The sequence below is a fragment of the Candidatus Wallbacteria bacterium genome (genome assembly GCA_028687545.1).
Classification (GTDB): Bacteria; Muiribacteriota; JAQTZZ01; order JAQTZZ01; family JAQTZZ01; genus JAQTZZ01.
Genome location: JAQTZZ010000004.1, coordinates 109,632 through 133,671, shown reverse-complemented (window position 1 = coordinate 133,671; position 24,040 = coordinate 109,632). Strand labels below are relative to the sequence as shown.

Below are 24,040 nucleotides of genomic sequence, written 5' to 3'. Positions count from 1 at the left end.
TTATATCAGATTTTCGAAAAATCCACTTCCGGCTTTTGCTCGCCTCTGCAGGCAAAGCTCGCTTCCAGAGCAGTGCATTGCGCTGGTTTGAAGGTATGGATCGCACAGAACCCTGTCCTGCGGTCGAAAAAAATACAGTAGCAGCCTGCCAGTTTGGTGCTGCTCAGCCTGCGCTGACTGTTCTCATCCAGAAGATAGAAGTAGAGCTTCCCCTTCTTTTCGTACAAATATTCATCAGGCTCAGGAAACTTCTTCCTGAATCTCGCAAGATCCGAAGCTGTAAGTTCAGGCACGAATCTGCAGCAAGCCCCGCAGTTTCTGCAGGGAAGCTGTTTGACTTTCTCCCTGTCAAATTTCCGGGAGAGAATCTTTTTCCGGCAGACCGGGCAGAGAAAATCAGTTTCCCGGAAATTAAAAATATGGAATTCCGAACTGCAGTGCGGGCACCGGCATTTAAAAGGCATGAATTCATTATATCAGATCTTATTTTTTGTTCCGCCTGATTTTCCATATATCTTCAGCGCGCAGAGTTCACCGCACATCGAACAGGTCTCGCGGTCGGCAAGCTGCACGCTTTCACGGTAATCCCTGAACTTCACAGGATCAAGGGCGAATTTCTCCTGTTTTTTCCAGTCAAATGCCGCTCTGGCCTGATCCATCATGAGATTCCTATCCCAGGCTTTCCGGACACCCTTCTCCAGGTCTCCGATCTGTGCCGCGATCCTTGCAGCCATCAATCCTTCGCGGATGTCGCCAAGGTCAGGCAGCCTCAGGTGCTCCGCAGGAGTGACACAGCAGAGAAAATCCGCTCCAGCCGCAGCCGCGAGAGCTCCTCCCACAGCTGCGCAGATATGGTCGTAACCGGGGGCGACATCGGCCGGTATCGGACCAAGCACATAGAACGGCGCGCCTCCACAGAGTTTCTTTTCAAGTTCCATGTTGGCTTTAATTTCAGAGCGCGGGACATGCCCCGGCCCTTCGATCATCACCTGCACTCCTTTCCCGATGGCCCTGTCCCTGAGTTCCCCCATCAGCAGAAGTTCTGAAATCTGGGACCTGTCGGTGGCGTCGAAAATGCAGCCTGGTCTCAACCCGTCGCCCAGGCTTAGCACTACATTCCGGCCGGCCATGATCTCCAGCAGTTCGTCAAAATGAGTCAGAAAAGGGTTTTCAGCATTGTTTTTGGACATCCAGTACGACAGAAAACTGCCTCCGCGGCTGACGATCCCCAAAAGCCGCCTCTTTAGCTCGAGTTTTCTGACAGTTTCCAGCGTCACGCCAGCGTGAACGGTCATGAAATCCACACCTTCATCGGCCTGGCCGGCTACAATGTCAAGCATTTCAGCCGCCTGCATCAGGGCAAAATCTCCGTACTTTTTTTGTGCCTTTAGATATGCCTCATAAATCGGCACTGTCCCTAAAGGGATCGAGGACCGCTTCAGAATCTCTTGCCTGATTTTTTTCAAGTCTCCTGCTGTGGAAAGATCCATTACGGCATCAGCGCCGTATTTTTCACATACTTCCAGCTTCAAAAACTCGTCTTCAATGCAATTCAGGTCTCCGGAAGTGCCCAGATTGACATTAACCCTGGTCGGAAGATTTTTTCCGATTCCCACAGGTTCAATCTGCCGCTGGCGGTTTTTCAGATAAACTACTGATCCAGCCAGAAAATTCATTTTCAAGGTCTGAAAATCAAGATTCTCTTTCACGGCGATCTTTTTCAGGGCATTTTCCTGCGAATTATCTTTTGCTTTCATACTTTCTCCTTATTTTTCGAATTTTCCTGATGCATTTCACAGGATCTATGTTCATGCTGAGAGCAGTCATGAATGCCAGCCTGAATTGACCCAGGCTGTAAATCTCTTCAAAATTTCGCTCAGAAATTCCTCCGACTGCAAACAAGGGAACAGTTAAATCCAGTTTCCCTGCTTCATTTAATGCCTGCAGTCCGACAATCGGCTCAGCCTTTTCTTTACTCAGGCAGGAAAATACCGGTCCCAGAGCCAGGTAATCGGCTTCCCCCCCTGCAGATTTCAATTGAGCGATGCTGTGGACTGATAACCCGATTATCCTGGAATAACCAAGCATTTTCCTGGCTTCGGCAGCAGGAATGTCGTCCTGGCCAAGATGCACTCCATCAGCGCAGGAGAGCATCGCCAGATCCGGCCGGTCATTGATCAGAAAAGTCACTCCATATGCTTCAGTGATTTTTCTGATTCTGACGGCAGACTCCAGGGCGCGGGCATCAGGCCAGTGCTTAGGCCTGAATTGAATGATTTCAACTCCTGCGCGGCAGGCTTTTTCTGCAATCAGTTCAGGTTCTTCCCTGCAGTACTTCGGGGTCAGGATCAGATACAGCTCCCTGTCGATCAAAGTTTTTACCCTGAAACCCGATTCAATTTCGTAAAGGCTGAAGCGTATTTTCTGCCAGAATCCACTGTTGCAGGAGCAGACTTTGCAATATTCTTCCAGTACTCTGGCTGCTTCCTGACAGCGTTTGAAATTGGCGGTCACAACCCTGGCCAGGCTTTTTCGATTGCCTCCTGATCTATTTTTCCCAGGATCAAGCTGGGTGTTCCTGGCAGGTAAAAATCCGATTTTTTCAGCCTGAACAGCCACTCTGTGCCTCAGCCGGTACAGTTCCCCTCCTGCGGCATCACAAGGAGCCAGGAATCTGTAATATTCTTCAATCACCCGTAACCCTTCCTGAAGCCGATTCAGATTTGCGTCTATGATCTGCAGCAATCAAACCTCCATTTTTTTCCCTTTCAGCTCGCGGATGATCAATTCAGCCACCTTTTTCCCGGATTGCAGCATCCCGCCGAAAATCGGCCCCATCCTGGGAGCTCCATAGGCCGCGCTGGCTGCCATCCCGGAAACAAAAAGACCTGGGAAGATTTCGCCGGTATGTTCCACCACCAGGGCTTCAGCTGACTCAGCTTCCATCGAGCGCTCGCCCATCACTTTGCCGGTAGGAGTATTGAGCTTCAGGTCGTTTTTCCGGACAAGCGTCTGCAGGATCTCCAGCGGATGCCCGGTAGCTTCCAGGCAGATTTTCGCTTCGACTGCCAGCGGATCCACATGCAGCCCGGTCATTTCCACAGGAGTCCAGTTGATCACAAAGCCGCAGACCCTGCCGTGCCTGACAATCAGATCTTCCACGGCAATTGTGTTGAAAATAAAGGCCCCGGCCTTCCTGGCCTGAAATACCAGGGCCGCTGTGGCTTCCACTGAGTCGGCAGTATGATATCCGGCTTGATATCGCTCTGTGGTTACTCCCATTGATTCCAGGATGTTTTTTCCTTCATCTCCCACCACAATCTCGTTGAACAGCATTCCTCCACCCCAGATGCCGCCTCCGACAGAGAGCTTTTTTTCGAACAGAGCGGTTTTCAGTCCGCTTTCAGCCAGATATCTGGCTGCAACCAGGCCGGATGGCCCTCCTCCTGCGATCGCCACATCCAGTTCCAGGCAGTTCTGCAGCTTCTGGAAATAGCGGGAAATGATTGCCTTGCTGATCAGAGATTCTTTTAACATGGAGCCTCCTTCGATTTGCGAAGGAGAGCATGAAGAAATTGATGGATCATGCTCCCTACGCTGGTATTATCCAGATCAGGTTCTTAGGGTTGGTCTTACGACACTCTCAGTCCTGCCCGGCCGAAGCCGGATCAGAACACCCCTGCTGAAAGTTATGATATTGATACCAGCAGATTAATGCAAACGAGAAGTGACTGGTGATTAGAGCTCATTTCATAAGTCTGCATCGTCGCGTTGCCTTGCACAGACAAGCAGTTCGAGGCCATCCGGTCGCAGTTGATGCGGCGCATCATCAAGACCGGATAACGAAGAAATGCGCAGTCTGGTGCTGGCAACCCTCCGGGTTCGGGCTGCAAAATTCAAAAGCTTCGTTGCGGCTCGTCGTAAATGCACCACATTTCCTTCCTCACCGCGCCTAGCTTTTGAACCTTGGAGCTCCGAACGCGACTGATGCAGACTTATGAAATGGGCTCTAGTGATTAGTGAATGGAAAAGATATTCCGTACTAATCACCGATCACTATTCACTGTTCACTTCTGTTTGCCACAGTTGCTTCCATTTCGCCTGGTCTGGTAAGATTATCTTAATTACTGTAAAGAGGTCTGCCATGCATTCTTTCAAAGATATCAGGGAAAACCCCGAGCGTTTCAAGCTGGGCTGGCTCAAGCGTGGCCTGTATGAAGAGAAAATCCCGGTCGCTGAAGCTCTCTCGCTTGCACCTGAAATCAAGGTCCCGCTGCTTGAATTGATCATGGATCTGGACAAAAAAAGGCGCGACCTTCTCTACAGGGTGGAAGAGATCAAGCGCTTGAAAAACGAGGCCAGCAAGGAAATCGGAAAGTGCAAGAAAGAAGGACGCGACACTGCTCCGATCATAGGGAAAATGCAGGGACTGGGTGAAGAGGAAAAACAGAAAACCGATGAGCTGCGGGTGACTGAGGAGAATCTTAACACCCTGCTGGTGAGCACCCCAAACATTCCAGCTGCGGACGTTCCACCAGGCGACGACGAGTCTTTCAATCAGATCGTCAGGAGCCATGGCACGCCTGCAGTCTTTCAATTCGAGCCCCTGCCCCACTATGAACTGGGCGGAAAGCTCGGCATGATGGATTTTGACCGGGCCGGCAAGATTTCAGGCTCCCGTTTTTCCATCCTGTTCGACGATCTGGCGCTGCTGGAATGGTCGCTGATGCGCTTCATGCTCGACCAGCAGATGAGCAAAGGCTATCGCCTTACCCTGCCACCGTTCCTCATCAACGGTTCATCGATGTTCGGCACAGGCCAGCTGCCGAAATTTGCGGAGGATGCCTTCAAATGCGAAAAATGGGATCTCTATCTCGCTCCCACGGCGGAAGTGCCGGTCACCAATTTCCACCGCGATGAAATTCTGGAAGGTTCGCAGCTTCCGATCAGATACTGCGCCTATACTCCGTGCTTCAGAAGCGAAGCAGGTTCATATGGCAAAGATATGAAGGGCCTGATCAGGCAGCATCAGTTCAATAAAGTGGAACTGGTCAAGTTCACCCTGCCTGAAAAATCCGAAGAAGAGCATCAAAGCCTGCTCAGCGATGCAGAGGAAATACTCAGAAAGCTCCAGATCCCTTACAGAGTTTCTCTGCTCTGCTCGCGCGACATGGGGTTTTCCGCGGAGAAATGCTATGACATCGAAGTCTGGCTGCCTTCAGAAAAACGCTTCCGTGAAATCTCGTCCTGCAGCAATTTCGGCGACTTCCAGGCCAGGCGCGCCAATATCCGCTTCCGCAGGGAATCCACCGGAAAGCTGGAATTCGTGCATACTCTCAATGGATCCGGACTGGCCGTCGGCCGTACCCTGATCGCAGTGATGGAAAACTTCCAGCAGGAAGACGGATCGATCTCAGTCCCTGAAGTTTTAAGGCCGTATCTTGGCAAAGACCTGATCAAGAGGCAGCGATGATCAACCGCGAAGGGATCAAACTTTCCCTGCCTCTGATTGCGGGATTCCTGTTCCTGTCCGCTTTCGGAAAATCCAGGCTCAGCCTTATTTTCAGAAATATCTTTGGGCTGATCGCCATCTTCATTCTGTATTTTTTCCGCGATCCCAAACGCAAAACCCTTGCAGACGACAATATCCTTTACTCCCCGGCTGACGGCAGAATCACAATGATCAAAGAGCAGGATGACGGCTGGCTGGTGCACATTTTCATGTCCCCGTTCGATGTGCACATCAACCGCGCTCCCTGCAGAGGCCAGGTCGAATCCTTAAACTATGTCCCTGGAAAATGCCTGCCGGCCTTTAAAAAGGAAGCTCTCGAACAGAATGAGAGTAACACTACAGTGATCAAGAACGAAAATTTTTCCATTACTGTCAGGCAGATCTCCGGAATCCTCGCCCGCAAGATAGTCTGCTGGGTAAGCCAGGGTGAAGAAATCCGCCAGGGGCAGAAAATCGGGATGATCAAATTCGGTTCAGGCTGCCAGCTGACAGTGCCCAAGCATTTTTCCCTGGTCGTGTTCGAAGGGGAACATGTCAGGGCCGGCCTGACCCCGGTCGCTGTTCAAGCGGAAACCAAGTAATTTAAGTCATTTCATAGACAGGCTGCTCAAAAACGACCAGATGCAAGACATAAGAGGCTCTAACAAACAATTTGTAAGAGCCTCTAAACAACGAAGCAAATGGGCGTTTTTCAACAGCCTGCTACATTTCTTCCGGAGCCCTGATGCCTAAAAGATACAACCCGCCCTTGAGAGCATTCGCAGTCAGTTCGATCAGTTCCAGCCTGAAATCGCGTGATCTGCCTTCTGATTTGATTACAGGGCAGTTGGCATAAAATCGATTCAGGGCTCTGGAGATCAGGATCACGGCCTCTGCGATGAAGTGGGGCTTGTAATGCAGGGCAGCCTTGCTGATTTTTAAAGTATATAGAAAAATCTCTCTTAACAGTTCCCGTTCGTATTCATTGATTTGATCAGGCAGCACACCCTTCTCGAAGGTGCCGGCCTTTCTCAGAATGCTCCGGCAGCGTGCCTGGGCATACTGGACGTAAGGACCGGTCTCGCCTTCAAAATTCAGCATTTTCTCCCAGGTGAACACCACATTCTTGATCCGCTCGTTGACCAGGTCGCCGAAGATGATCGCTCCAGTACCGACTGATTCGGCGATCTCCTCTTTGTCAGGAAGATTCGGATTTTTTTCCTCTATTATTTGAAGCACTGTTTCCTTCGCTTCATTCATCACTTCGTCCATGAAGATCACATTGCCTTTGCGGGTGGACATTTTTTCCCCGGCAAAGCGGAACAGTCCGAAGTCTACATGCACCACCTGATCGGCCCAGTCGCAGCCAAGCTTCCTGATCACTTCTTTGAGTTGCTGAAAATGCATCTTCTGCTCTGAACCAACCACATAGACCAGTTTGTCGGCCTGCAGAAATTCGTGCCTGTAAAGCGCTGAAGCCAGGTCGCGGGTAAGATAGAGAGTGGTCCCGTCGCTCTTTTTAATCAGGGCCGGCGGCAGATTCTTGTCGTCCAGCATCACCACCAGGGCGCCCTCGCTTTCTACCAGGATTCCCTGCTCCTCGAGCCTGTGCACTGTTGAAGCGAGTTTGTCCTCATAGAAACTCTCGCCGAGATAATAGCTGAATTCAACCCCCAGCCGCTGATAGATGCGCCTGAATTCGGAAAGCGAGATCTCAATGAATTTTTTCCAGAGCATCCGGTTATCCGGATCATTGTTTTCGAGTTTCCTGAATTCTTCCCTGGCTCCTTCTTCAAGCGAGGTATCCAGTTCGGCTTCTGAATGGAATTTAACATAAAGTTCGAGCAGATATCTGATTCCCTCTGTTTCCAGTCTTTGCCCGTCGCCCCATCTGCGAAAGGCCCAGATCATCTTGCCGAATTGAGTTCCCCAGTCCCCGAGATGGTTGATTCCTATCACCTCATATCCGGAAGCAGTCATTATCCTGGAAAGGGAGTTGCCGATCGAAGTGGAGCGGAGATGCCCGATACTGAAAGGCTTGGCAATATTGGGTGAGGAAAAATCGATCACCACCCGCTGCCCGTTCTGTGGCAGAAAACCTATTTCAGTGCCACGCCTGTTCTGCTCCATCATCGCCCTGGAAAGTACGAGATCGTTAAAACGGAAATTCAAGTATCCGCCGGAAACGGACAGGGTGCATAAATTCATAATATCGGGATCGGTCGTCATTCTGGACATCAGATCCTGAGCTATTTCCTGAGGTTTTCTTTTCTGTTCTCTGGCCATCACGAAGCATGGGATTGCCAGATCTCCGAACTCAGCCTTGGGTATTTCACAGATCACGGCAGGGTCAAGCCCTGGGGGGAGCTGTTTAATCAAACAGCCGTATATTTCAGTCAGCAGATCGATCACTTCCCAGTCCTCTCTTCCGGCCCGGTTTCAAAATGCTCCAGCACTTTGTCCCAGGTTCCCTTTTTTTTCAGAATCAGCTCGATGGCTTCGCGTACGGCTCCAGACCCGCCTGCACGGGCCAGCACATGATCCACACGGTTTTTGACTTCCGGGACAGCCTGGCGCGGGGCCAGCGAGACGCCGCAGCAGAGGAGGGCAGACAGGTCATTCAGATCGTCTCCGACATAGGCGAGTTCCTGAAGGTTGAGTTCGTGCTGCCGGCAGATCAGTTTGAGTGCTTCCAGTTTGTTGCCGACACCCTGGAATACTCCGTCGATCTGAAGATCATCCGCTCTGCGCTTGACGATCCGGGATTTTCTTCCGGTGATGATGAAAACTTTGTATCCGGCTGAGCGCCAGACTGCTATGCCGAGCCCGTCCTGAACGTTGAAAGCCTTGAACGACTCACCGGCATCGCTGAAATACAGTAATCCGTCCGTGAGAACCCCGTCCACATCCAGAATCAGGGCTTTGATTTTCTTGTATTTTGCTGCCATGCCGGAAGGCTTCATTCTCCACCTTTACATTTTACAATTCAATCCTGATATTCCCCCGCCCCAGCAGGTCGTGCAGGTGCACTATCCCTTCCGGAGTGTCTCTCTCGACAACGACCAGGGCAGTGATGGAAAACTTTTCCATCATCTCCAGGGCGTCTGCGATCAGAGTTTCACCTTTGATACTCTTGGGTTTTCTGGACATGTATCCGGAAACCGGCATTGACAGTTCGAATTTTCCGCTCTGCAGGATGCGCCGGAGGTCGCCGTCAGTGAGAATTCCAGCCAGAAGATCCGCTCCTTCAGTCACCAGCGTGAATCCGAAACCTTTGTTGGTTATCTCAATCAGCGCATCAGAGAGGGGCTGACTGGATTTTACGCGTGGTATGCGGTCACCTGTATGCATCACATCGCGCACCCGGTTCAGCAGTTTCTGGCCCAGGCTTCCGCCTGGATGGAACTTGGCGAAATCCTGCTCCTGGACGTTTCTGACCCGTGCCACTGCGATCGCCAGGGCGTCACCCATGGCCAGCATGGCGGTAGTGGATGAAGTGGGCGCCAGATTGAGCGGGCAGGCTTCCTTTTCCACGCCGCAGTAAATCGCCAGATCCGAATTTCTGGAAAGAAATGAATCCAGATTGCCGACCAGCGAGATGATTCTGCCGCCAAGTCTGCGGATGAAAGGCACCAGCCGGATCACTTCCTGTGTCTCTCCGCTGTTGGAAAGCGCCAGGATCACGTCTTTCTCACGGATCATTCCCAGGTCGCCATGAATGGCTTCGGCGGGGTGCATGAAAGCCGAAGAAACTCCCAGGGACGCGAAGGTTGCAGATATCTTGCGGCCGATTAATCCTGATTTCCCCATTCCAGAGACGATCAGGGTGCCCTCACATCCGTCGATCATTTTGACCGCTTCATTGAATCTGCCGTCCAGGAAACCGCGTAGCCGCAGAATGGCCTGCGATTCGCTTTCCAGTACTGATTTTGCCAGCTCAATCACTGTTTACCACCCTGTATATCTCCGTGAGTTTTCTTAACAACTTATCCATTTCACTCAACCTGAACTGGTTGGATGCGTCGCAGAGGGCTTTGTCAGGTTCGGGATGGACTTCCATGAACAGGGCATTGGCTCCTGCAGCCAGGGCTGCTTTCGCGAGCAGCGGGATGTATTCACGTTCACCTGCGGTCCCTGACTCACCTGCGCCAGGCAGCTGCACGCTGTGTGTGGCGTCGAAAATCACTGGATATCCGGTTTTTTTCATGATTTCAAACGAGCGCATGTCCACTACCAGGTTATGATAGCCGAAACTTGCGCCCCGTTCAGTAAGCAGAATCCGCTGGTTTCCGCAGGCTTCGATTTTTTTCACCGCATGCCTGACATCCGAGGGGGCCAGGAATTGCCCTTTTTTGAGATTCACGACTTTGCCCGTCTCCGCGGCGGCAGTAAGCAGGTCGGTCTGGCGGCATAGAAACGCCGGGATCTGCAGTACATCAGCCACGGCTGCGATTATTTTCGCTTCAGACGGCTGATGGATATCTATCAGCAGCGGAACTTCCAGTTCCTTCTTCAGTTTCTCCAGGATGGGCAGTGATTTTTCCAGACCCGGTCCCCGATAGGCATCACCGGCGGAACGGTTAGCCTTGTCGTATGAAGTTTTGAAAATGAAGTTGATCCCCAGATCCTGGCAGATTTTCTTGAGCTCCAGTCCCACAGTCCTGAGAATCAATTCATCCGGTTCGATCACACAGGGTCCGGCAATCAGTGTCAGCGGTTCCCCGATCCCGATCCGTACTTTTGTGGAAATTGAAATTTTTTTTAGTGGCACCTTCGGCAAAACTCCCTTTTCGTGTTATCAGCAGGACCAATTTTATCCCATCCTGGTCGGAAAATTCAACTGGCAGATTGGAGAAACTTTTGAATTCCGGCCTGATTTTGATAAATTACTTATCAAATGATCAATAAATACATACTGGGAATTTCCGCATTTTACCATGATTCTGCCGCCTGCCTGCTGGCTGACGGAAAGATTGTGGCTGCAGCCCAGGAAGAGCGCTTCACCCGGATCAAGCATCATCATGATTTCCCGAAAAATGCGATCCAATACTGCCTTTCTGAAGCCGGCATCCTTCCGGCTGAACTTGAATCCATCGCGTTTTACGACAAACCGTTCGTCAAATTTGAACGGCTGCTGGAAACTTACCTCTGCTTCGCTCCCGCCGGACTAGCTTCATTCCTGACCTCAATTCCACCATGGATCTCAAAGAAACTGTGGCTGTCTGACCTGATCCGCAGGGAAACTGGATACTGCGGAAGGATTCTCTTCGCCGAGCATCACGAGTCACACGCGGCTTCCGCGTTTTTCCCCTCCCCTTTCGAACGGGCGGCCTTTCTGACTGTGGACGGGGTCGGCGAATGGGCCAGCAGCGCATTCGGGACCGGCGAAGGCAACCGCCTGAAAATCCTGTCTGAACAGCATTTTCCCCATTCCCTGGGGCTCCTTTATTCAGCTTTCACATTTTTCAGCGGCTTCAAGGTGAATTCAGGAGAATACAAGATCATGGGACTGGCTCCTTTCGGGGAACCGAAATTTGTAAAACAGATTTACGATCATCTGCTGGACCTGAAAGAAGACGGCTCGTTCAGACTGAACATGGAATATTTTGATTATTGCAGCGGGCTCACCATGACAAACGCTAAATTCGCTTCTCTTTTCGGGGGAAAACCCAGGCAGCCGGAAGCGGAAATCACTCAGCGGGAGATGGACCTGGCCCGCTCGATCCAGGAAGTCACAGAGGAAATCATGCTGAGGATGGCCAGGCATGTCAAAAAATCGACAAGGGAGAAGCAGCTCTGCCTCGCAGGCGGCGTAGCCCTGAACTGCGTGGCCAACGGGAAACTGCTCCGCTCCCGTATTTTCGATGACATCTGGATACAGCCTGCTGCCGGTGATGCCGGCGGAGCGCTGGGAGCGGCTTTTCTTGCTCACCATCATTACCTGGGGCTGCCGGCCCCGGCAAAGAACGGGGATCTGCAGAAAGGATCCTACCTCGGTCCTGCCTATAGTCAGGACTTTATCCGTAAATTTCTCGACGAACGCAAACTCCCGTATGTTGCAGCGGGAAATGATCTGCCTGACCTGATTTCCGAACAGCTGATCCAGGGCAAGGTGATCGGCTGGTTCAACGGCAGGATGGAATTCGGCCCGCGTTCCCTTGGCAGCCGCTCCATCATCGCAGATTCCAGAAATCCTGAAATGCAGAAGAAATTGAATCTCAAAATCAAGTTTCGGGAAGGATTCCGGCCTTTCGCTCCCTCAGTGCTTGCCGAAGAGACTTCCAACTGGTTTGATCTCGACCGGGAAAGCCCCTATATGCTCCTGACCGCAGATGTACTGCAGGGCAGGCGGTGTCGGATCACCGAATCAGAACAGAAACTTTTGGGGATCGACAAACTGAATGCGGTGAGGTCAAGCATTCCGGCTGTAACTCATCTGGATTATTCCGCCAGGATCCAGACCGTGAACAGGCTTGACAATCCGGATTACTATGCCCTGATTTCAGCCTTTTTCAAAAAAACCGGCTGCCCGGTGATAATCAACACTTCTTTCAATCTGCGCGGGGAACCCATTGTCTGCTCCCCGCTCGATGCTTATAAATGCTTCATGCGCTCAGGGATCGACGTGCTGGTGCTGGAAAATTTCGTGCTTTACAAGGAATCTCAGCCGGAGTTTTTAGACAACCTTGACTGGAGAACAGTCTATGAACTGGATTAAGGAAATCAGGAAGGAACTTCTATCCCTGGACAATTCAATCGAATCCCTGAGAAATTTCTCTCTTTTGATCGGCTGCGGCCTGATGATAGTCAGCGGGCTGCTGTTTTTCAGACACCATCAGGCAATTGCAATCGTAACCCAGAGTCTGAGCATGCTTGTGATGCTCTGCGGTTTGCTCGCCCCCCTGTCTTTGACAGGCATCCATCAAGCCTGGATGACAGTTTCCCTGGCAGCCGGCTGGCTGATCTCCCGCCTGATTCTCACCCTCATTTTTTTCCTCGTAGTCACTCCGCTGGGGATCATCGCCAGATTCACTGGCCGCGATCCGCTAAGCTTGAAGCGAGACCTGAAAGCTTCAAGCTACTGGATCGAAAAAAAGGACAACCCGGTTAATTATGATAAAATGTATTAGAGGGAAATATGAGTAAATTTTCGATTGCCCTGGAATTCTGGGATTTCTTGAAGGTGCGCAAGAAGTACTGGCTGCTGCCGATCGTATGCATGCTGATGCTCCTGGGAGTGCTGATCGCGCTTTCACAGGGATCGGCTGTGGCTCCATATATCTATACATTGTTCTAAACAAGGATCAAAGAATTGAAAACTTTCCCTGGCCTTTGGTTTTCAGACCTTTTTCTGCTTCCCTTTTACATCCGCTACCTGTCGCCTGCGGAATTCGGGATGATCGCGGTTTTTTACTCCATCTCAGCTCTGCTTTCCGGATTGTTCTGCCAGCCCGGCTTAGAAATCTCCGAAAAAAATAAGCCTGAATTTTCAACCTGTTTTTGGTCCAGGCTGTTTTGGGGTATTTCAGGCGCGATTCTTGCGGCTTTTGTTTTTTCATTCTTTGGCACCAAATATCTGAAAATCCAGGCATTACCGTATGCCTTTTATTTCATTGTTCCGATCTTAACTTTGGTTTCCAGGCTGGATAAATCCGGGCAATCCGCGTTTCATTGGGGAAAGATTGCCGGAGTAGCAGTAACTATTGTTTTGCTGGCAGGCTGGAATCTGGGTGTTTATGCCTGGCTGGCCGGCGGAATCTGCGCTGCGCTTTTTTCTTCTGCCTGTGCCGCTTTCGTTTACATCCGGCACGGTCTGCTCGGTTTCCGCTTCGGAAAAATCGGGATGTTCCCCCGATTTTCAGCACTTCCTGGCGCGCTCGGGAACTGGGCTCTGACATTTTCCGGGATACTTCTGGTTTCCAGATTTCTGACGCTGAAAAATACCGGGATTTATTTCAGCGCTTTCCTGCTGGCGGGGATCCTGCCTGTCATGCAGGAAATCAAAGCAGACAGGCAATTCAAGCTCTTCCCTGTGCTTTTTTCAGTTCATCTCGCAATCATCCTGTTTTCAGGCGAATTCTTCAGCCTGATTTCAGAGAATTATTCCAGCGCTTCAACCATCACCGCCCTGCTCGGGGCCTTTTTCCTGCTCTCGATTTTTTATCAGAAAACGGCGGAGGCTGCAGATTCTCCTGACAGGGAATTGATTGTGGCAACAGGAGACATGATCGCAGGAGCTTTCTGTATTTACCTTGGCTTTCATTTCATCCCCTTCGGCCTGCAAGCTCCGATTCTATCCATGCTCTGTTCGTCTTTGGTTAGAATCGCCTGGCTGGCTGCCTGGGAATTCCGCAGCCTGGACTTTGATTTTTTTCCGCTCTGCCCTTTTCTGTGGTATCTCACTGCAGCCGCTGCTTCCGTTGTTTTCCTCTCCAATCCACCGTCAGCATGGATGTTTCTTCTGAAAATAGCGGTTTTTACCCTGTGTGTGAAGTTGATTTTTTCAAGCCATGGCGCTCGGGAGGGCGGCTTGGTAAAATAGTAGTGGATTGTAATATTTAAAATTTAATGAAACTGACTATCAATAAAGCCCTGGGGGAGGGGAGATGAGCATTCTGATAAAAAACGCCTGGAAAATTGTCACCATGAATCAGAAAGATGAGATTCTCACAGGCCATTCGATTCTGATCGAAGGAAATAAAATCAAGAAAATCGCTCCTGAAATCACAGACCCAGTCGAGCGGGTGATCAATGGAAAAAACCTGGTCGTGATCCCTGGCATGATCAATACCCATCATCATCTTTATCAGACTCTGTTCCGCAATATCCCGCTAGTGCAGAACTCCAAGCTTTTCGACTGGCTGATCAACCTCTATGAAGCCTGGCGGGAAATCGATGAGGAAAGCGTTTACTACGGGGCATTAGTCGGACTCGGCGAACTGCTCCTCACCGGCTGCACCTGCTCCACAGATCACCATTATCTGTTTCCCAAGAAAGCCGGCCCGCAGCTGATCGATGCTGAAATCAAGGCCGCAGCAGAGCTCGGCATCCGTTTTTACCCAACCCGCGGCAGCATGACTCTCTCCAAAAAAGATGGCGGACTTCCACCTGATGATGTGATCCAGACTGAAGAAGTTATCCTGGCTGACTGCGCGCGTCTGATCCGGAAATATCACGATCCTAAACCCTTCGCCATGACCAGGATCAATCTCTCGCCCTGTTCTCCCTTCTCCATCACCACCAGAAGCCTGAGAGAAACGGCTGAATTCGCCCGCAAACATAAAAAAGTCTTACTGCACACCCATATCGCCGAAACCATCGACGAAGAGCAGTTCTGCCTGCAGAAATTCGGCAAACGTCCGGTGGATTATATGGAATCCGTAGGATGGCTTGGTCCTGATGTCTGGTTCGCGCATTGTGTGCATCTTAATGACAGGGAAATCAATAAAATGGCCAAAACCGGCACTGGAGTAGCCCACTGCCCCACTTCCAACATGCGCCTCGGTTCAGGCATCGCACCAGTGCCTCAGATGCTGAAAGCCGGTGTCCCGGTCAGCATGGCAGTGGACGGTTCTGCCAGCAACGACAGTTCGGACATGCTTGGTGAATTGCGCCAGTGCCTGCTCTCGCATCGAGTGAAATGGGGTGTGGACTCGATCACGGCTTACGACACTTTGAAAATAGCCACACAAGGCGGGGCCGGAGTTTTCCAGTCGCCTGAACTTGGAAGGCTGGAACCAGGATCTGCCGCTGACCTCGCGGCTTTCGACCTGAACAGGATCTGGTATGCCGGGTCGAGCAACGATCCAGTTGCAGCCCTGGTCTTCGCCGGGGCTTCGCATGTTGCGCGGTACACCATAGTCAACGGGAAAATCGTAGTGGAAAACGGAAAATTAGTGAATATCAGGGAAGCCTCTGTCACGAAAAAAGCCAACCGGCTCTCAGAAAAAATGATTGAAAAAGCCTCTCGGAATACTGGGATCAAATTTGCCTAATTCGAATGACTGTCTGGCCAGGACCCTTCTACTGCTGTTGCTTTGGTTTTTATGCCTGCTGGCAGGAGGTCTGCCTGGATTTTTCCTGCCCGGCATTACCAGAACTTATGCATATTTCATTTCCTCGCTGTCAGGCAGCCTCTGCATTGTCATTTTCTGTTCATTCAGTGGTGACTTGGCAAGATATCTTCCCCAGTTCAGGATCAGGATCTGCCGGCTCTTCAATCTGACCTGCTGGCTCACGTTCTCTGTTTCAACCTTTTTGATACTCCAGCACCTGTTCCGGGAACCTGAACCGGCTTACCTGATCCCGAAGACAACGGCGGAATTCCTCTTCATGCTGATCGTGGGAGTGCTGCTGGGACCTCTGGCTGAAGAGCTTCTGTTTCGAGGTCTGATCATCGACTCGCTGAACGAATTGTTCAAAAGACCGCTGCTGTCGATCATCCTCAGCGCACTGATTTTCACGATCACCCATCCTTATTCGCTCCGTCAGCTGCTGGTGGTTTTTTATCTGGGCTATCTGCTCGGCTACTTCAGAATCAGGAAAGGCCTGGGATATTGCCTGGCCGCCCATGCGACAGTCAACCTGACCGGGATCATTTATAATTATTTTTTTCTTTGATTGAGGATGTGGTCAGCAAAAAAAAGAGACCCTTGCGGGTCTCAAAAGTATTTTGAGTTCAGGAGAGGACTGAGTATTACTTCAGTTTGGCAAAGACAGTCACCAGGCTGGCGAACGGCCCGTGATTGTAAACATAGTGATATCCGCCATTAATGCCATTGTTCGGGATCAGGTCAGGGGTTCCCTTGGGTACTGCTGAGAATGCGCAGGTGAAGGTCAGTTTGTCTGCGGTAGCGTGAAGCTGCTTCACTGCCTGTGGAGTGGCGGCTTCGATCGCAGCTGCCTGATTGGCTTCGGCTGCTGCCAGCGCCTGCTGGGCGGTGTCGTACAGGCCCTTCAGATATTCATATTTGAATCCACAATTCCCGTTGTTCTGATCATCCGTACCGTTCAGGAACTGGTTGATGCCGTTTTCCCACTGCTGCTGCTCGTTATTCCAGTTATCGCTCGGCTGATGTACCGGCTGATTGTTGTTGTTCCAGGTGTCTCCGGGCTGATGGCTCGGCATTCTGGCGGCTTTGGGGGCTCTGAAAGAGGCAGCATAAGTTACAGAATACTGCAGATCAGCGGCATCTGCCTTGAGCAATACCATAGCCTGAGTTACTGCAGCATCCACTGCAGCGTCTGTATTGGCTTTGGCTGCTTCCAGGGCCTGCTTCTCGCTGTCGAAAGTTCCCTGAAGATAGGTGTAGAAAGTAGTGTCGGCCGGGGCCGCGGTTTTCCAGACAGTGACGTTTACTATGCTGGTGAAAGTCCCGGCATGGACTATTCCAGCGGACATCATGATCACTCCCAGCATTAGGCACAACACCTTCTGACTCCATTTGTTCATTTTTCCTCCAGTTTTTTTTGGACTTATTGTCCTTTTCTTGTTCCAATCATTTATGATTCGGGATTGAGATTCCAGTTACAAAATGCTGCAACGCGTATCCATTCGGATTAATGTTTTAATTCGAATAGTCGTAATCGGTTGCAGGTCAATCGTTTTTAGAATGCATATTTGTAACAATTTGTAACACGGCTTTGCTTGACTCTGGTCTGTTTCCGGATTAAAATTATGTATGGTGTAATGAAGTTTATAGTATCAAGGAGAATGTATGTTTGTGAGTATCAAAGTAAAAACCATCATCGCAGTGATCCTGATTTCAATCTCCCTCAATGCAGACCCTGCAGCGAAAACCGATCCCTCACTATTTTTCAACGATAGCTACAAACTGAAACTCCAGACTGAGATCAGTTCTCAGCTGGAATTACTTGTTCAATCAGGAAAGTTGACGCTTTCAGAAACAGTTCCGCTTCAGGAAAAACTCGATCAGCTGGTTTTCTTTTCCCTTGAATCCAGCAGAGCAGCCATAGACAGCACACCGCTTGCAGTTACAAGCGATGAATTTTCGGAATGCTCAGGTCTCAAAGACGAAGCCCTGAAAAGCAAACTCAACGAAATCACCGGCCGCAGCTACACTTCAGTTTCATACACAAATGCCCGCAAGATCATCTTCACCACAGTTGATAACACCAACAGCGTTGTGACTGATTATTACGAAGGCAAGCAGGTAATCGTAACCAGTACCCTTCCCCCTGACACAGTAATGAACATTGAACACGTCTGGCCACAATCCGAAGGCGCTACCGGGATCGCCAAATCAGATATGCATCATCTTCTGCCCACTGACTCCAAAGCCAATAACGTCCGCGCCAATTATCCATTCGGAATCGTGCCTGATTCCCAGGCCACCTGGAGCGTGGGCGGCAGCAAATACGCCAATCACATTTTCGAACCTAGGGATAGCTCAAAAGGCGATATCGCAAGAGCTACCTTTTATTTTGCAATCAGATACAACAAACCTGTGGACGACCAGGAAGAAAAGATACTAAAAGCCTGGAACGAGCAGGATCCGCCGGATGACTATGAAATTCAGCGCGACGCTAAGATCGCCCAGTACCAGAAAAACCGAAACCCGTTCGTGGTACACCCGGAATTTGTTTCCAGAATCGCAGATTTTTAACTTTAATTTCTTTTGACAACCGCTGTGTTTTCCCGTTAAAATTGACTCATGCGGACAAAAGTCGGCTTTCTTGTTCTTTTGGTGCTGTTGTTTTCGGAATTCAGCATTCAATCCGCTGAAATTCCGTCTCAAAGATTCGCGCTCGATTTAACCCTGACCCGCGAAACCATCATCAAACCTGAAGGTCTCGGTTTTTCCATGAAAATCCTGCCAGGCAATGGATCGGCAGAAGTGGTGTTCCATGCCGACCAGCCCTATGCGGTTCAACTTGAAACCGGGACTGTGGAGAGCTTTATCATCTCCGGCACCCGGGAAATCAAAACCAGCCTGCCGGCCCGGTTTTCAATCTTCTCTCCAGGCAGAGTGATCCACAGTGTAGGTGGAAGGGGGATTCAGAACGGCTGCTTTCTCAATCCCACTTACCTGACCCGGGATAAGCTCGGCCGGATCTATGTTTCCGATACAGGCAACGACAGAGTTCAGGTCTTCGACCAGTCCGGCAGCTTTGTCTCCCAGTTCGGCAGCTTCGGGGTAGCCACGGATATCGCAAGCAGTGAGAATGAGATCTTCAACTCAGGGAGTCTGGCCAGATTCAACCATCCTGAAGGGATCGCGGTAGCCACCGAAATTTTCATCGCTGACCGGGAAAACCACAGGATCGTCAAATTCGACAGATTCGGCAACATGCTGAGATTTTTCGGAAAATACGGCAATGGCCGCAACGAATTTGATACCCCGCTGGACCTCGCCCTTGACGATCAGAAAAACCTCTATGTAGTAGACTCAGAAAACCACCGCCTGAAAAAGTATGACTCCAACGGATACCTGCTTCTGAAGATCGGGAACTATGGACAGGCTCCAGGGCAGTTCATCCGCCCCTGCTCAATCGCCGCCGCCGATCAAAGCCTTTTTGTGATCGACTCCGGTAACCACAGGTTGCAGAAATTCGACGAAAATGGCGGATTTCAGGCACAGGGTCAATTCCCCGACAATTTCGGCACAGGTCGGGGTGTTTCCATTTTCGAATCCCTGATTCTGCTGACTGTGCGGGACAGAATTGCAGTTTTCGATAAATGTCTTCACCTGATCGGAGAATTCCCGATTCCGGACTGCGGGGAACTCTTCGGCATCATCCAGAACGGCGATTTTCTGGTAGTCACCGACAATTCACAGGGCCATCTGCTGTATCTGCTGCCTGGTTTCGCATCCATCAAGCTCAGCCCGGAAGCCAAGGCTCCAGGATGAGAATCTTTTCCGCAATTTTTCTGCTGCTGATTCTGACTGGCTGCGGCAAGGAAAAGCAGGCTGTCGACCTGATCAAGTTTGCGGATAAAAACTACCCCTTTCAGGAAGAGTTCATTGAGATCAAAGTTTCAGACCGCCACACCCTTCCGATCAAGAGCGGCGATGTGGAAGATTCTCCGTTTTACGTGGATGCTCCGATCGCCTATTTTTTTTCCAGATTGCATTCGAACATCAAATCCTACAATCTCGAAACAGGCAAGCTCTCCACCTATTCAGACCAGGAACTTTCCATCAACAACTTCGCCATCGGCAGGGATTCCATCTATTTCAACGATGCCAACAAGAACAAGATAGTCAAATTGTCCTTCGATCTCGAACACAGCAAGAATTTCCTCGGCCAGCTCAACGAAGACAAGTATCACAACGGACACTGCCTGTCCCTGACCGAACAAGGAATTTTCCAGTATAATTATGATTTCCCGGAAATCACTTACTACAATTTCAACGGGAAAAAAATCTCGTCCTTCGAAAGTTCCACCTATGGTTTGTCAGGCATTGAAACCTTCGAAAACGGAGGGATTCTCCTTTTCTATCCAGGCAAGATTCTGCTCTTTCAGAACGACGGCAAGCTGGCAAACAAGATTGAAACCTCTTATCAGAAATACCTGGTGGACCCTGGAACCGGTATCTACCTCCTGAGCGAAGGGAACCTGCTTTGCTACGACCAGAAACTCAAACTGAGCAAGAAATTCCTCACCCGCAACGCTAAGATCAGCAGACTCAAGCGGGCCAAAGTCCCCTCCCTCTATTACGAAAGCGGCGGCAAAATCTTTCATCTGCTGGAAAACGGCCAGATCGAAAGTCTGGCAATCAATCCCGGTGAGGAAATCGTCGACTTCATTCCCACTTATGACAACCATTTCCTGATCCAGGGCAGGAACAGCCTGAAACTTTACTCCCGCGAGGGGCGGAAAATCAAAAACTACGAGTTGATCAGCCAGTATTACGACCTGCTGCTGTTCAAGGATGCGGAAGGCAATTACCTGATGGCCGACCTCCATACCCAGCTGCTTAAGGTGATCAGCGAAGCCACCCTGAACATAGTCCAGAGTATCCTCGACAACTCGGCCTCCTTTGCCAAGGATTCCAACCTGACTTTCGACCTTGAAGGCAACCTGTACTTCGTGAATCGCTACAACGGCAATATCGAGAAAATCACACCCAAGTATCTGAATCAACAGTTCACTCCTTCAGGCCAGAGCACACGGCTTCCTTTCTCAAAGCTCGATCAGCTGCTGATCGGGCCGGACGAGTCACTGTATCTTTTCAACAAAGAAAAACAGATGGTCCTGAAATACAGCGATCAGGGCAGCCTCGGTTTCCAGCTGGGGAACCTGTCAGACAATGTGGAGCCGCGAGAGCGTTTCTTCAGAAATGCCTTCAGTATAGCAATCGACAATTTGTCCCAGCTTTTCGTGCTGGATCCGGAAGCTTTGCTCCAATTCAACAATCAGGGAGACTTCCAGAGGAAAATTTCATTCGGCAGAAACCTGACCGCCCCCTCCAGCGCCGGATTCGACCAGAACAACCTTCTCTGGATCAAGGAATCCGGCTCACTCCTCGCCCTGGACACGGTCTCCGGCAAATTCCAGCCCCTGTTTATTTCTGAAACAATGGAAATCCTCTCCTTTTCCATCTCAGCCGGCATGATCTATTTTCTAAGCCAGGACAATGATCTCTCCCTCATTTCAGCCACGATTGAAAAGCCGCTTTCCACAGCTTTGTCGGTTTATAAATCCCATAAATTCAAAGAAGCCTGCACACAATTCGAAGCCTGCCGGAAAATCGCCAGGGACAATCCACAGCTTGCTTTTTATCTTGCCAACTGCTATGTTCAGTTGGGAGATTATTCTCAGGCACTCAGGATTTTAAAGACTGAGCGGCTGAGCTCCATGCCGCCCGACCTCGACTCCGACTGGACTGAACTGAAAAATATTCTGGAGGCCATCCAATGAAACGCTTGTTATCAGTAATCATAATTTTAGGCCTGTGTGTTTCCGGCTGCGGCCGGCGTGAATCCCGCCACAAACTCGCCCTGCTCCCTGAATACAGGAACAGTGCTGAGGCCAATTACAATGTCGGAGCCACCCTCGCCTCCAACGAAAAATATGAGGAAGCCCTGCCTTACCTGAAGAGATCCCTGGAACTCGACCCGAATTATTTCAAAGCTTACAACGCACTCGGCTTGATCGAGGCCAGGAAAGATAAAATGCAGGAGGCAGCCGCTTATTTTCTCAAGGCCATCAAAATCAGCGATGAATATCCGGATGCCCATTACAACCTGGGAATCTGCATGCTTCATCTTGGAAACGCTGAGCGGGGTCTTTCCGAACTGCAGAGAACCGTTGAGCTGGACCCTCATTACCCAGCCGCCCTGTTTGCACTGGCCTCTCAATACAACCGGACAGGCCAGAAGGAACTGGCTCAAAAATATTACGAGGCTTCCCTTAAGGAAGAACCTGATAATCCTCAAGCCCTCCTCTCACTGGGCTGGATTTATTACGAAAAAAATGCCATTTCACAAGCCATAGACAGGATCAAACTTGCCCTGCAATATGCTCCCGACTATGCTGAAGCATACTTCCGGCTTGGTTCAATCTACCAGTATCAGAACATCAATGCCAAGGCCGAAGAACTTTACCTGAAAGCAATCGAAAAAGACCCCAGACTCAAGGATGCTTATCTCAACCTGGCTGACCTCTATGCCAACGACAACAAAGCGGAAAAGGCAAAATACTACTACAAGGCGGCACTGGCACTCGACAGCAGCAACCAGTATGTCCAGAAAAAACTGGAGCAGTTGAAGACCGTCAAAGAATCAAATCCATGACAGGGAATGACCAGCAGGACCTTCTGCGCCGTGTCAACCACCCCGGTCGATATACGGGAGGAGAATGGAACATCTCCCGGAAACCGTTTGAGAATGCGATCCGTTTCTGCCTGATTTTCCCCGATCTTTATGAATTAGGCGCTTCCAATTTAAGCCTCCGCATCCTATACCCGATTCTCTGCTCTCTGCCGGAAGTCTTCGCAGACCGCTGTTTCATGCCTGACCTTGATCTCTGCCTCCTGCTGACTGCTGAAAAAAAACCTCTTTTTGCACTGGGGTCGCAGAAACCTCTGGCTGAATTCGATTTTCTGGGATTCACGCTCCAGCATGAACTGACTTATTCCAATATTATCCATATCCTCAATCTGTCCGGTATTCCACCTCTGCGTAAGGACAGGGGGGATAAGTTCCCGCTGATAATCGGAGGCGGCCCTTCCACTGTAAACCCTGAACCCCTGGCTGATATTTTTGATCTTTTTTTCATCGGCGAAGCTGAACAGTTTCTGCCGGAAATGATCGAGCTTTACAAAAACTGCAGAGAAAAGGCCGCATTTCTTCAAAAAGCCGGCAATCTGGATGGTGTTTATCTTCCCGGCAGATACAATTTCGAATTCCAGGGTCCGCTGATCTGCAAAGTTTCATCTGAAACCGGTGCGAAACGGGTGCTGATCACCGATCTGGACAAAGCCCCGCTCAATCTCCGCGATCTGGTTCCTTATGTTTCCATCGTGCATGACAGGGCGATCCTGGAAATTCAGAGGGGTTGTGATTTCGGCTGCCGCTTCTGCCTGGCCGGGTATATCTACCGGCCGCGCAGGGAAAGAGATCCGGCTACCCTGATCAGCGCAGCCAAAGAGATGCTGCAAGCCACAGGCTGGGAAGAACTGTCCCTGTCTTCGCTCAGCAGCTTCTGCCACAGCAGGATCACAGAGATCGTTGACGCACTGGTACCTGTTCTTTCCTCTCTGCAGATCACTCTGAGTCTTCCTTCCCTGCGGATCAACAGCCAGAGCCTGCCGCTGTTTAAAAAAATCAGCCGCCTGAAAAAAACGGGAATCACACTTGTCCCTGAAACCGGATCAGCACTGCTCAGGCGTTTCATCAATAAAAAAGTCAGCGACGAGGAGCTTTTCTCCACAGCACAACTCCTGATAAATGAGGGCTGGCAGACGATCAAGCTCTATTTCATGCTGGGATTTTCCCCGGAAACCGACGAGGACGTGCTGGCTACAGCGGAATTCTGCAGAAAGATCCTCGAAATGGGGGTCAGAAAGCATGGAAACAGATTCAAATTGAACGTGGCAGTCTCTCATTTCGTTCCCAAGCCTCACACTCCCTTCCAATGGGAAGCTTTCGCGAACCTGGATTCGCTGAGAGCCAAAATCTCCCTTTTGTCCAGCCGCCTGCATCACAAATGCATCAAGCTGAGTTATCACGATTTCGAGTCATCCTGGCTGGAAGCTATCCTGTCCCGCGGCGACCGCAGGCTGTCGCAGGTGATCATCGCAGCAGCCCTCGCAGGCGCCAGGCTCGACTCCTGGGGCGATCACTTCCGGTCCGATATCTGGCGCGAAGCTTTTGATAAATGCGGCGTGGATCCTGCATGGTATCTCAGAGAGAGAAACCTTGATGAAATCCTGCCCTGGGAAAAGGTTGAGACAGGAGTGACACGAGAATTTCTTCTGTCAGAGCGCAATCTGGCTTATCAATTCCAGGAAAGCCCGTCCTGCGGAGAAAAATGCAGCCAGTGCGGGGTTTGTCCGTAGGTGCGCAGCATGCAGCGCCAGT

The 24,040-nt window shown here is 50.5% G+C and carries 22 protein-coding genes and 1 riboswitch; of the genes, 13 read left to right on the top strand and 9 right to left on the bottom strand.

What is annotated here, in order from left to right:
• Positions 1-5: 5 nt before the first annotated feature.
• From PHW04_03155 to PHW04_03140, 4 genes are read right to left on the bottom strand one after another with little or no spacing between them, the layout of a single operon-like run.
• Positions 6-464 carry a YkgJ family cysteine cluster protein gene (locus PHW04_03155; protein ID MDD2714875.1) on the bottom strand — a complete coding sequence of 153 codons (459 nt, stop codon included), beginning with the start codon at positions 462-464 and terminating at the stop codon, positions 6-8.
• A 12-nt stretch (positions 465-476) separates the two neighbouring features.
• Complete coding sequence (gene thiC, locus PHW04_03150) at positions 477-1,757, bottom strand: phosphomethylpyrimidine synthase ThiC (GenBank protein ID MDD2714874.1); 1,281 nt, start codon at positions 1,755-1,757, stop codon at positions 477-479.
• On the bottom strand, positions 1,741-2,745 hold the full coding sequence (thiE, locus tag PHW04_03145) for a thiamine phosphate synthase (GenBank protein ID MDD2714873.1): 1,005 nt from the start codon (positions 2,743-2,745) through the stop codon (positions 1,741-1,743). The genes thiC and thiE overlap by 17 nt, the downstream gene beginning before the upstream one ends.
• Positions 2,746-3,537, bottom strand: a complete 792-nt coding sequence (locus tag PHW04_03140) for a sulfide-dependent adenosine diphosphate thiazole synthase (protein ID MDD2714872.1) — start codon at positions 3,535-3,537, stop codon at positions 2,746-2,748.
• A 35-nt stretch (positions 3,538-3,572) separates the two neighbouring features.
• A riboswitch (TPP riboswitch) is annotated at positions 3,573-3,691 on the bottom strand.
• A gap of 453 nt (positions 3,692-4,144) precedes the next feature.
• On the opposite strand from PHW04_03140, the gene serS reads away from it, so the two are divergent.
• Complete coding sequence (gene serS / locus PHW04_03135; GenBank protein ID MDD2714871.1) at positions 4,145-5,473, top strand: serine--tRNA ligase; 1,329 nt, start codon at positions 4,145-4,147, stop codon at positions 5,471-5,473.
• Entirely contained in the window at positions 5,470-6,093 is a 624-nt protein-coding gene (locus PHW04_03130) for a phosphatidylserine decarboxylase (protein ID MDD2714870.1), read from the top strand. The genes serS and PHW04_03130 overlap by 4 nt, the downstream gene beginning before the upstream one ends.
• A gap of 121 nt (positions 6,094-6,214) precedes the next feature.
• Here PHW04_03130 and argS read toward each other — a convergent pair whose 3' ends face one another.
• From argS to kdsA, 4 genes are read right to left on the bottom strand one after another with little or no spacing between them, the layout of a single operon-like run.
• A complete protein-coding gene (gene argS, locus PHW04_03125) occupies positions 6,215-7,903 on the bottom strand; it encodes an arginine--tRNA ligase (protein ID MDD2714869.1) in 1,689 nt (562 codons plus the stop codon).
• A complete protein-coding gene (locus tag PHW04_03120; GenBank protein MDD2714868.1) occupies positions 7,900-8,454 on the bottom strand; it encodes an HAD-IIIA family hydrolase in 555 nt (184 codons plus the stop codon). Before PHW04_03120 ends, argS begins: the two co-directional genes overlap by 4 nt.
• Positions 8,455-8,470: 16 nt before the next feature.
• Positions 8,471-9,436 carry a KpsF/GutQ family sugar-phosphate isomerase gene (locus PHW04_03115; protein MDD2714867.1) on the bottom strand — a complete coding sequence of 322 codons (966 nt, stop codon included), beginning with the start codon at positions 9,434-9,436 and terminating at the stop codon, positions 8,471-8,473.
• Positions 9,429-10,262 carry a 3-deoxy-8-phosphooctulonate synthase gene (gene kdsA, locus PHW04_03110; protein ID MDD2714866.1) on the bottom strand — a complete coding sequence of 278 codons (834 nt, stop codon included), beginning with the start codon at positions 10,260-10,262 and terminating at the stop codon, positions 9,429-9,431. The genes PHW04_03115 and kdsA overlap by 8 nt, the downstream gene beginning before the upstream one ends.
• Positions 10,263-10,388: 126 nt before the next feature.
• Between kdsA and PHW04_03105 the strand changes: the two genes are divergently transcribed.
• From PHW04_03105 to PHW04_03080, 6 genes are all read left to right on the top strand, one after another.
• Positions 10,389-12,209, top strand: coding sequence for a carbamoyltransferase (locus PHW04_03105; protein MDD2714865.1), 1,821 nt, complete (start codon positions 10,389-10,391; stop codon positions 12,207-12,209).
• Positions 12,196-12,621 (top strand): SxtJ family membrane protein, encoded by a 426-nt coding sequence (locus PHW04_03100; GenBank protein MDD2714864.1) that lies wholly within the window; start codon positions 12,196-12,198, stop codon positions 12,619-12,621. The genes PHW04_03105 and PHW04_03100 overlap by 14 nt, the downstream gene beginning before the upstream one ends.
• A gap of 8 nt (positions 12,622-12,629) precedes the next feature.
• The gene (locus PHW04_03095) at positions 12,630-12,788 is read left to right on the top strand and encodes a DUF5989 family protein (GenBank protein ID MDD2714863.1); all 159 of its coding nucleotides are present in this window, start codon (positions 12,630-12,632) and stop codon (positions 12,786-12,788) included.
• A gap of 15 nt (positions 12,789-12,803) precedes the next feature.
• A complete protein-coding gene (locus tag PHW04_03090) occupies positions 12,804-14,033 on the top strand; it encodes a hypothetical protein (protein MDD2714862.1) in 1,230 nt (409 codons plus the stop codon).
• 64 nt (positions 14,034-14,097) lie between these two features.
• Positions 14,098-15,486 carry an 8-oxoguanine deaminase gene (locus PHW04_03085; GenBank protein MDD2714861.1) on the top strand — a complete coding sequence of 463 codons (1,389 nt, stop codon included), beginning with the start codon at positions 14,098-14,100 and terminating at the stop codon, positions 15,484-15,486.
• Complete coding sequence (locus PHW04_03080; GenBank protein ID MDD2714860.1) at positions 15,479-16,111, top strand: CPBP family intramembrane metalloprotease; 633 nt, start codon at positions 15,479-15,481, stop codon at positions 16,109-16,111. Before PHW04_03085 ends, PHW04_03080 begins: the two co-directional genes overlap by 8 nt.
• Before the next feature lie 76 nt (positions 16,112-16,187).
• On the opposite strand, the gene PHW04_03075 is transcribed toward PHW04_03080, so the two are convergent.
• Positions 16,188-16,943, bottom strand: a complete 756-nt coding sequence (locus tag PHW04_03075) for a hypothetical protein (GenBank protein MDD2714859.1) — start codon at positions 16,941-16,943, stop codon at positions 16,188-16,190.
• A gap of 265 nt (positions 16,944-17,208) precedes the next feature.
• On the opposite strand from PHW04_03075, the gene PHW04_03070 reads away from it, so the two are divergent.
• From PHW04_03070 to PHW04_03050, 5 genes are read left to right on the top strand one after another with little or no spacing between them, the layout of a single operon-like run.
• Positions 17,209-18,117, top strand: coding sequence for an endonuclease (locus tag PHW04_03070; GenBank protein ID MDD2714858.1), 909 nt, complete (start codon positions 17,209-17,211; stop codon positions 18,115-18,117).
• Positions 18,118-18,165: 48 nt separating this feature from the next.
• Positions 18,166-19,362, top strand: a complete 1,197-nt coding sequence (locus PHW04_03065) for an NHL repeat-containing protein (protein MDD2714857.1) — start codon at positions 18,166-18,168, stop codon at positions 19,360-19,362.
• Positions 19,359-21,377, top strand: coding sequence for a tetratricopeptide repeat protein (locus PHW04_03060; protein ID MDD2714856.1), 2,019 nt, complete (start codon positions 19,359-19,361; stop codon positions 21,375-21,377). The genes PHW04_03065 and PHW04_03060 overlap by 4 nt, the downstream gene beginning before the upstream one ends.
• Positions 21,374-22,252 carry a tetratricopeptide repeat protein gene (locus tag PHW04_03055; GenBank protein ID MDD2714855.1) on the top strand — a complete coding sequence of 293 codons (879 nt, stop codon included), beginning with the start codon at positions 21,374-21,376 and terminating at the stop codon, positions 22,250-22,252. The genes PHW04_03060 and PHW04_03055 overlap by 4 nt, the downstream gene beginning before the upstream one ends.
• Complete coding sequence (locus PHW04_03050) at positions 22,249-24,018, top strand: TIGR03960 family B12-binding radical SAM protein (protein MDD2714854.1); 1,770 nt, start codon at positions 22,249-22,251, stop codon at positions 24,016-24,018. The genes PHW04_03055 and PHW04_03050 overlap by 4 nt, the downstream gene beginning before the upstream one ends.
• Positions 24,019-24,040 lie beyond the last annotated feature (22 nt).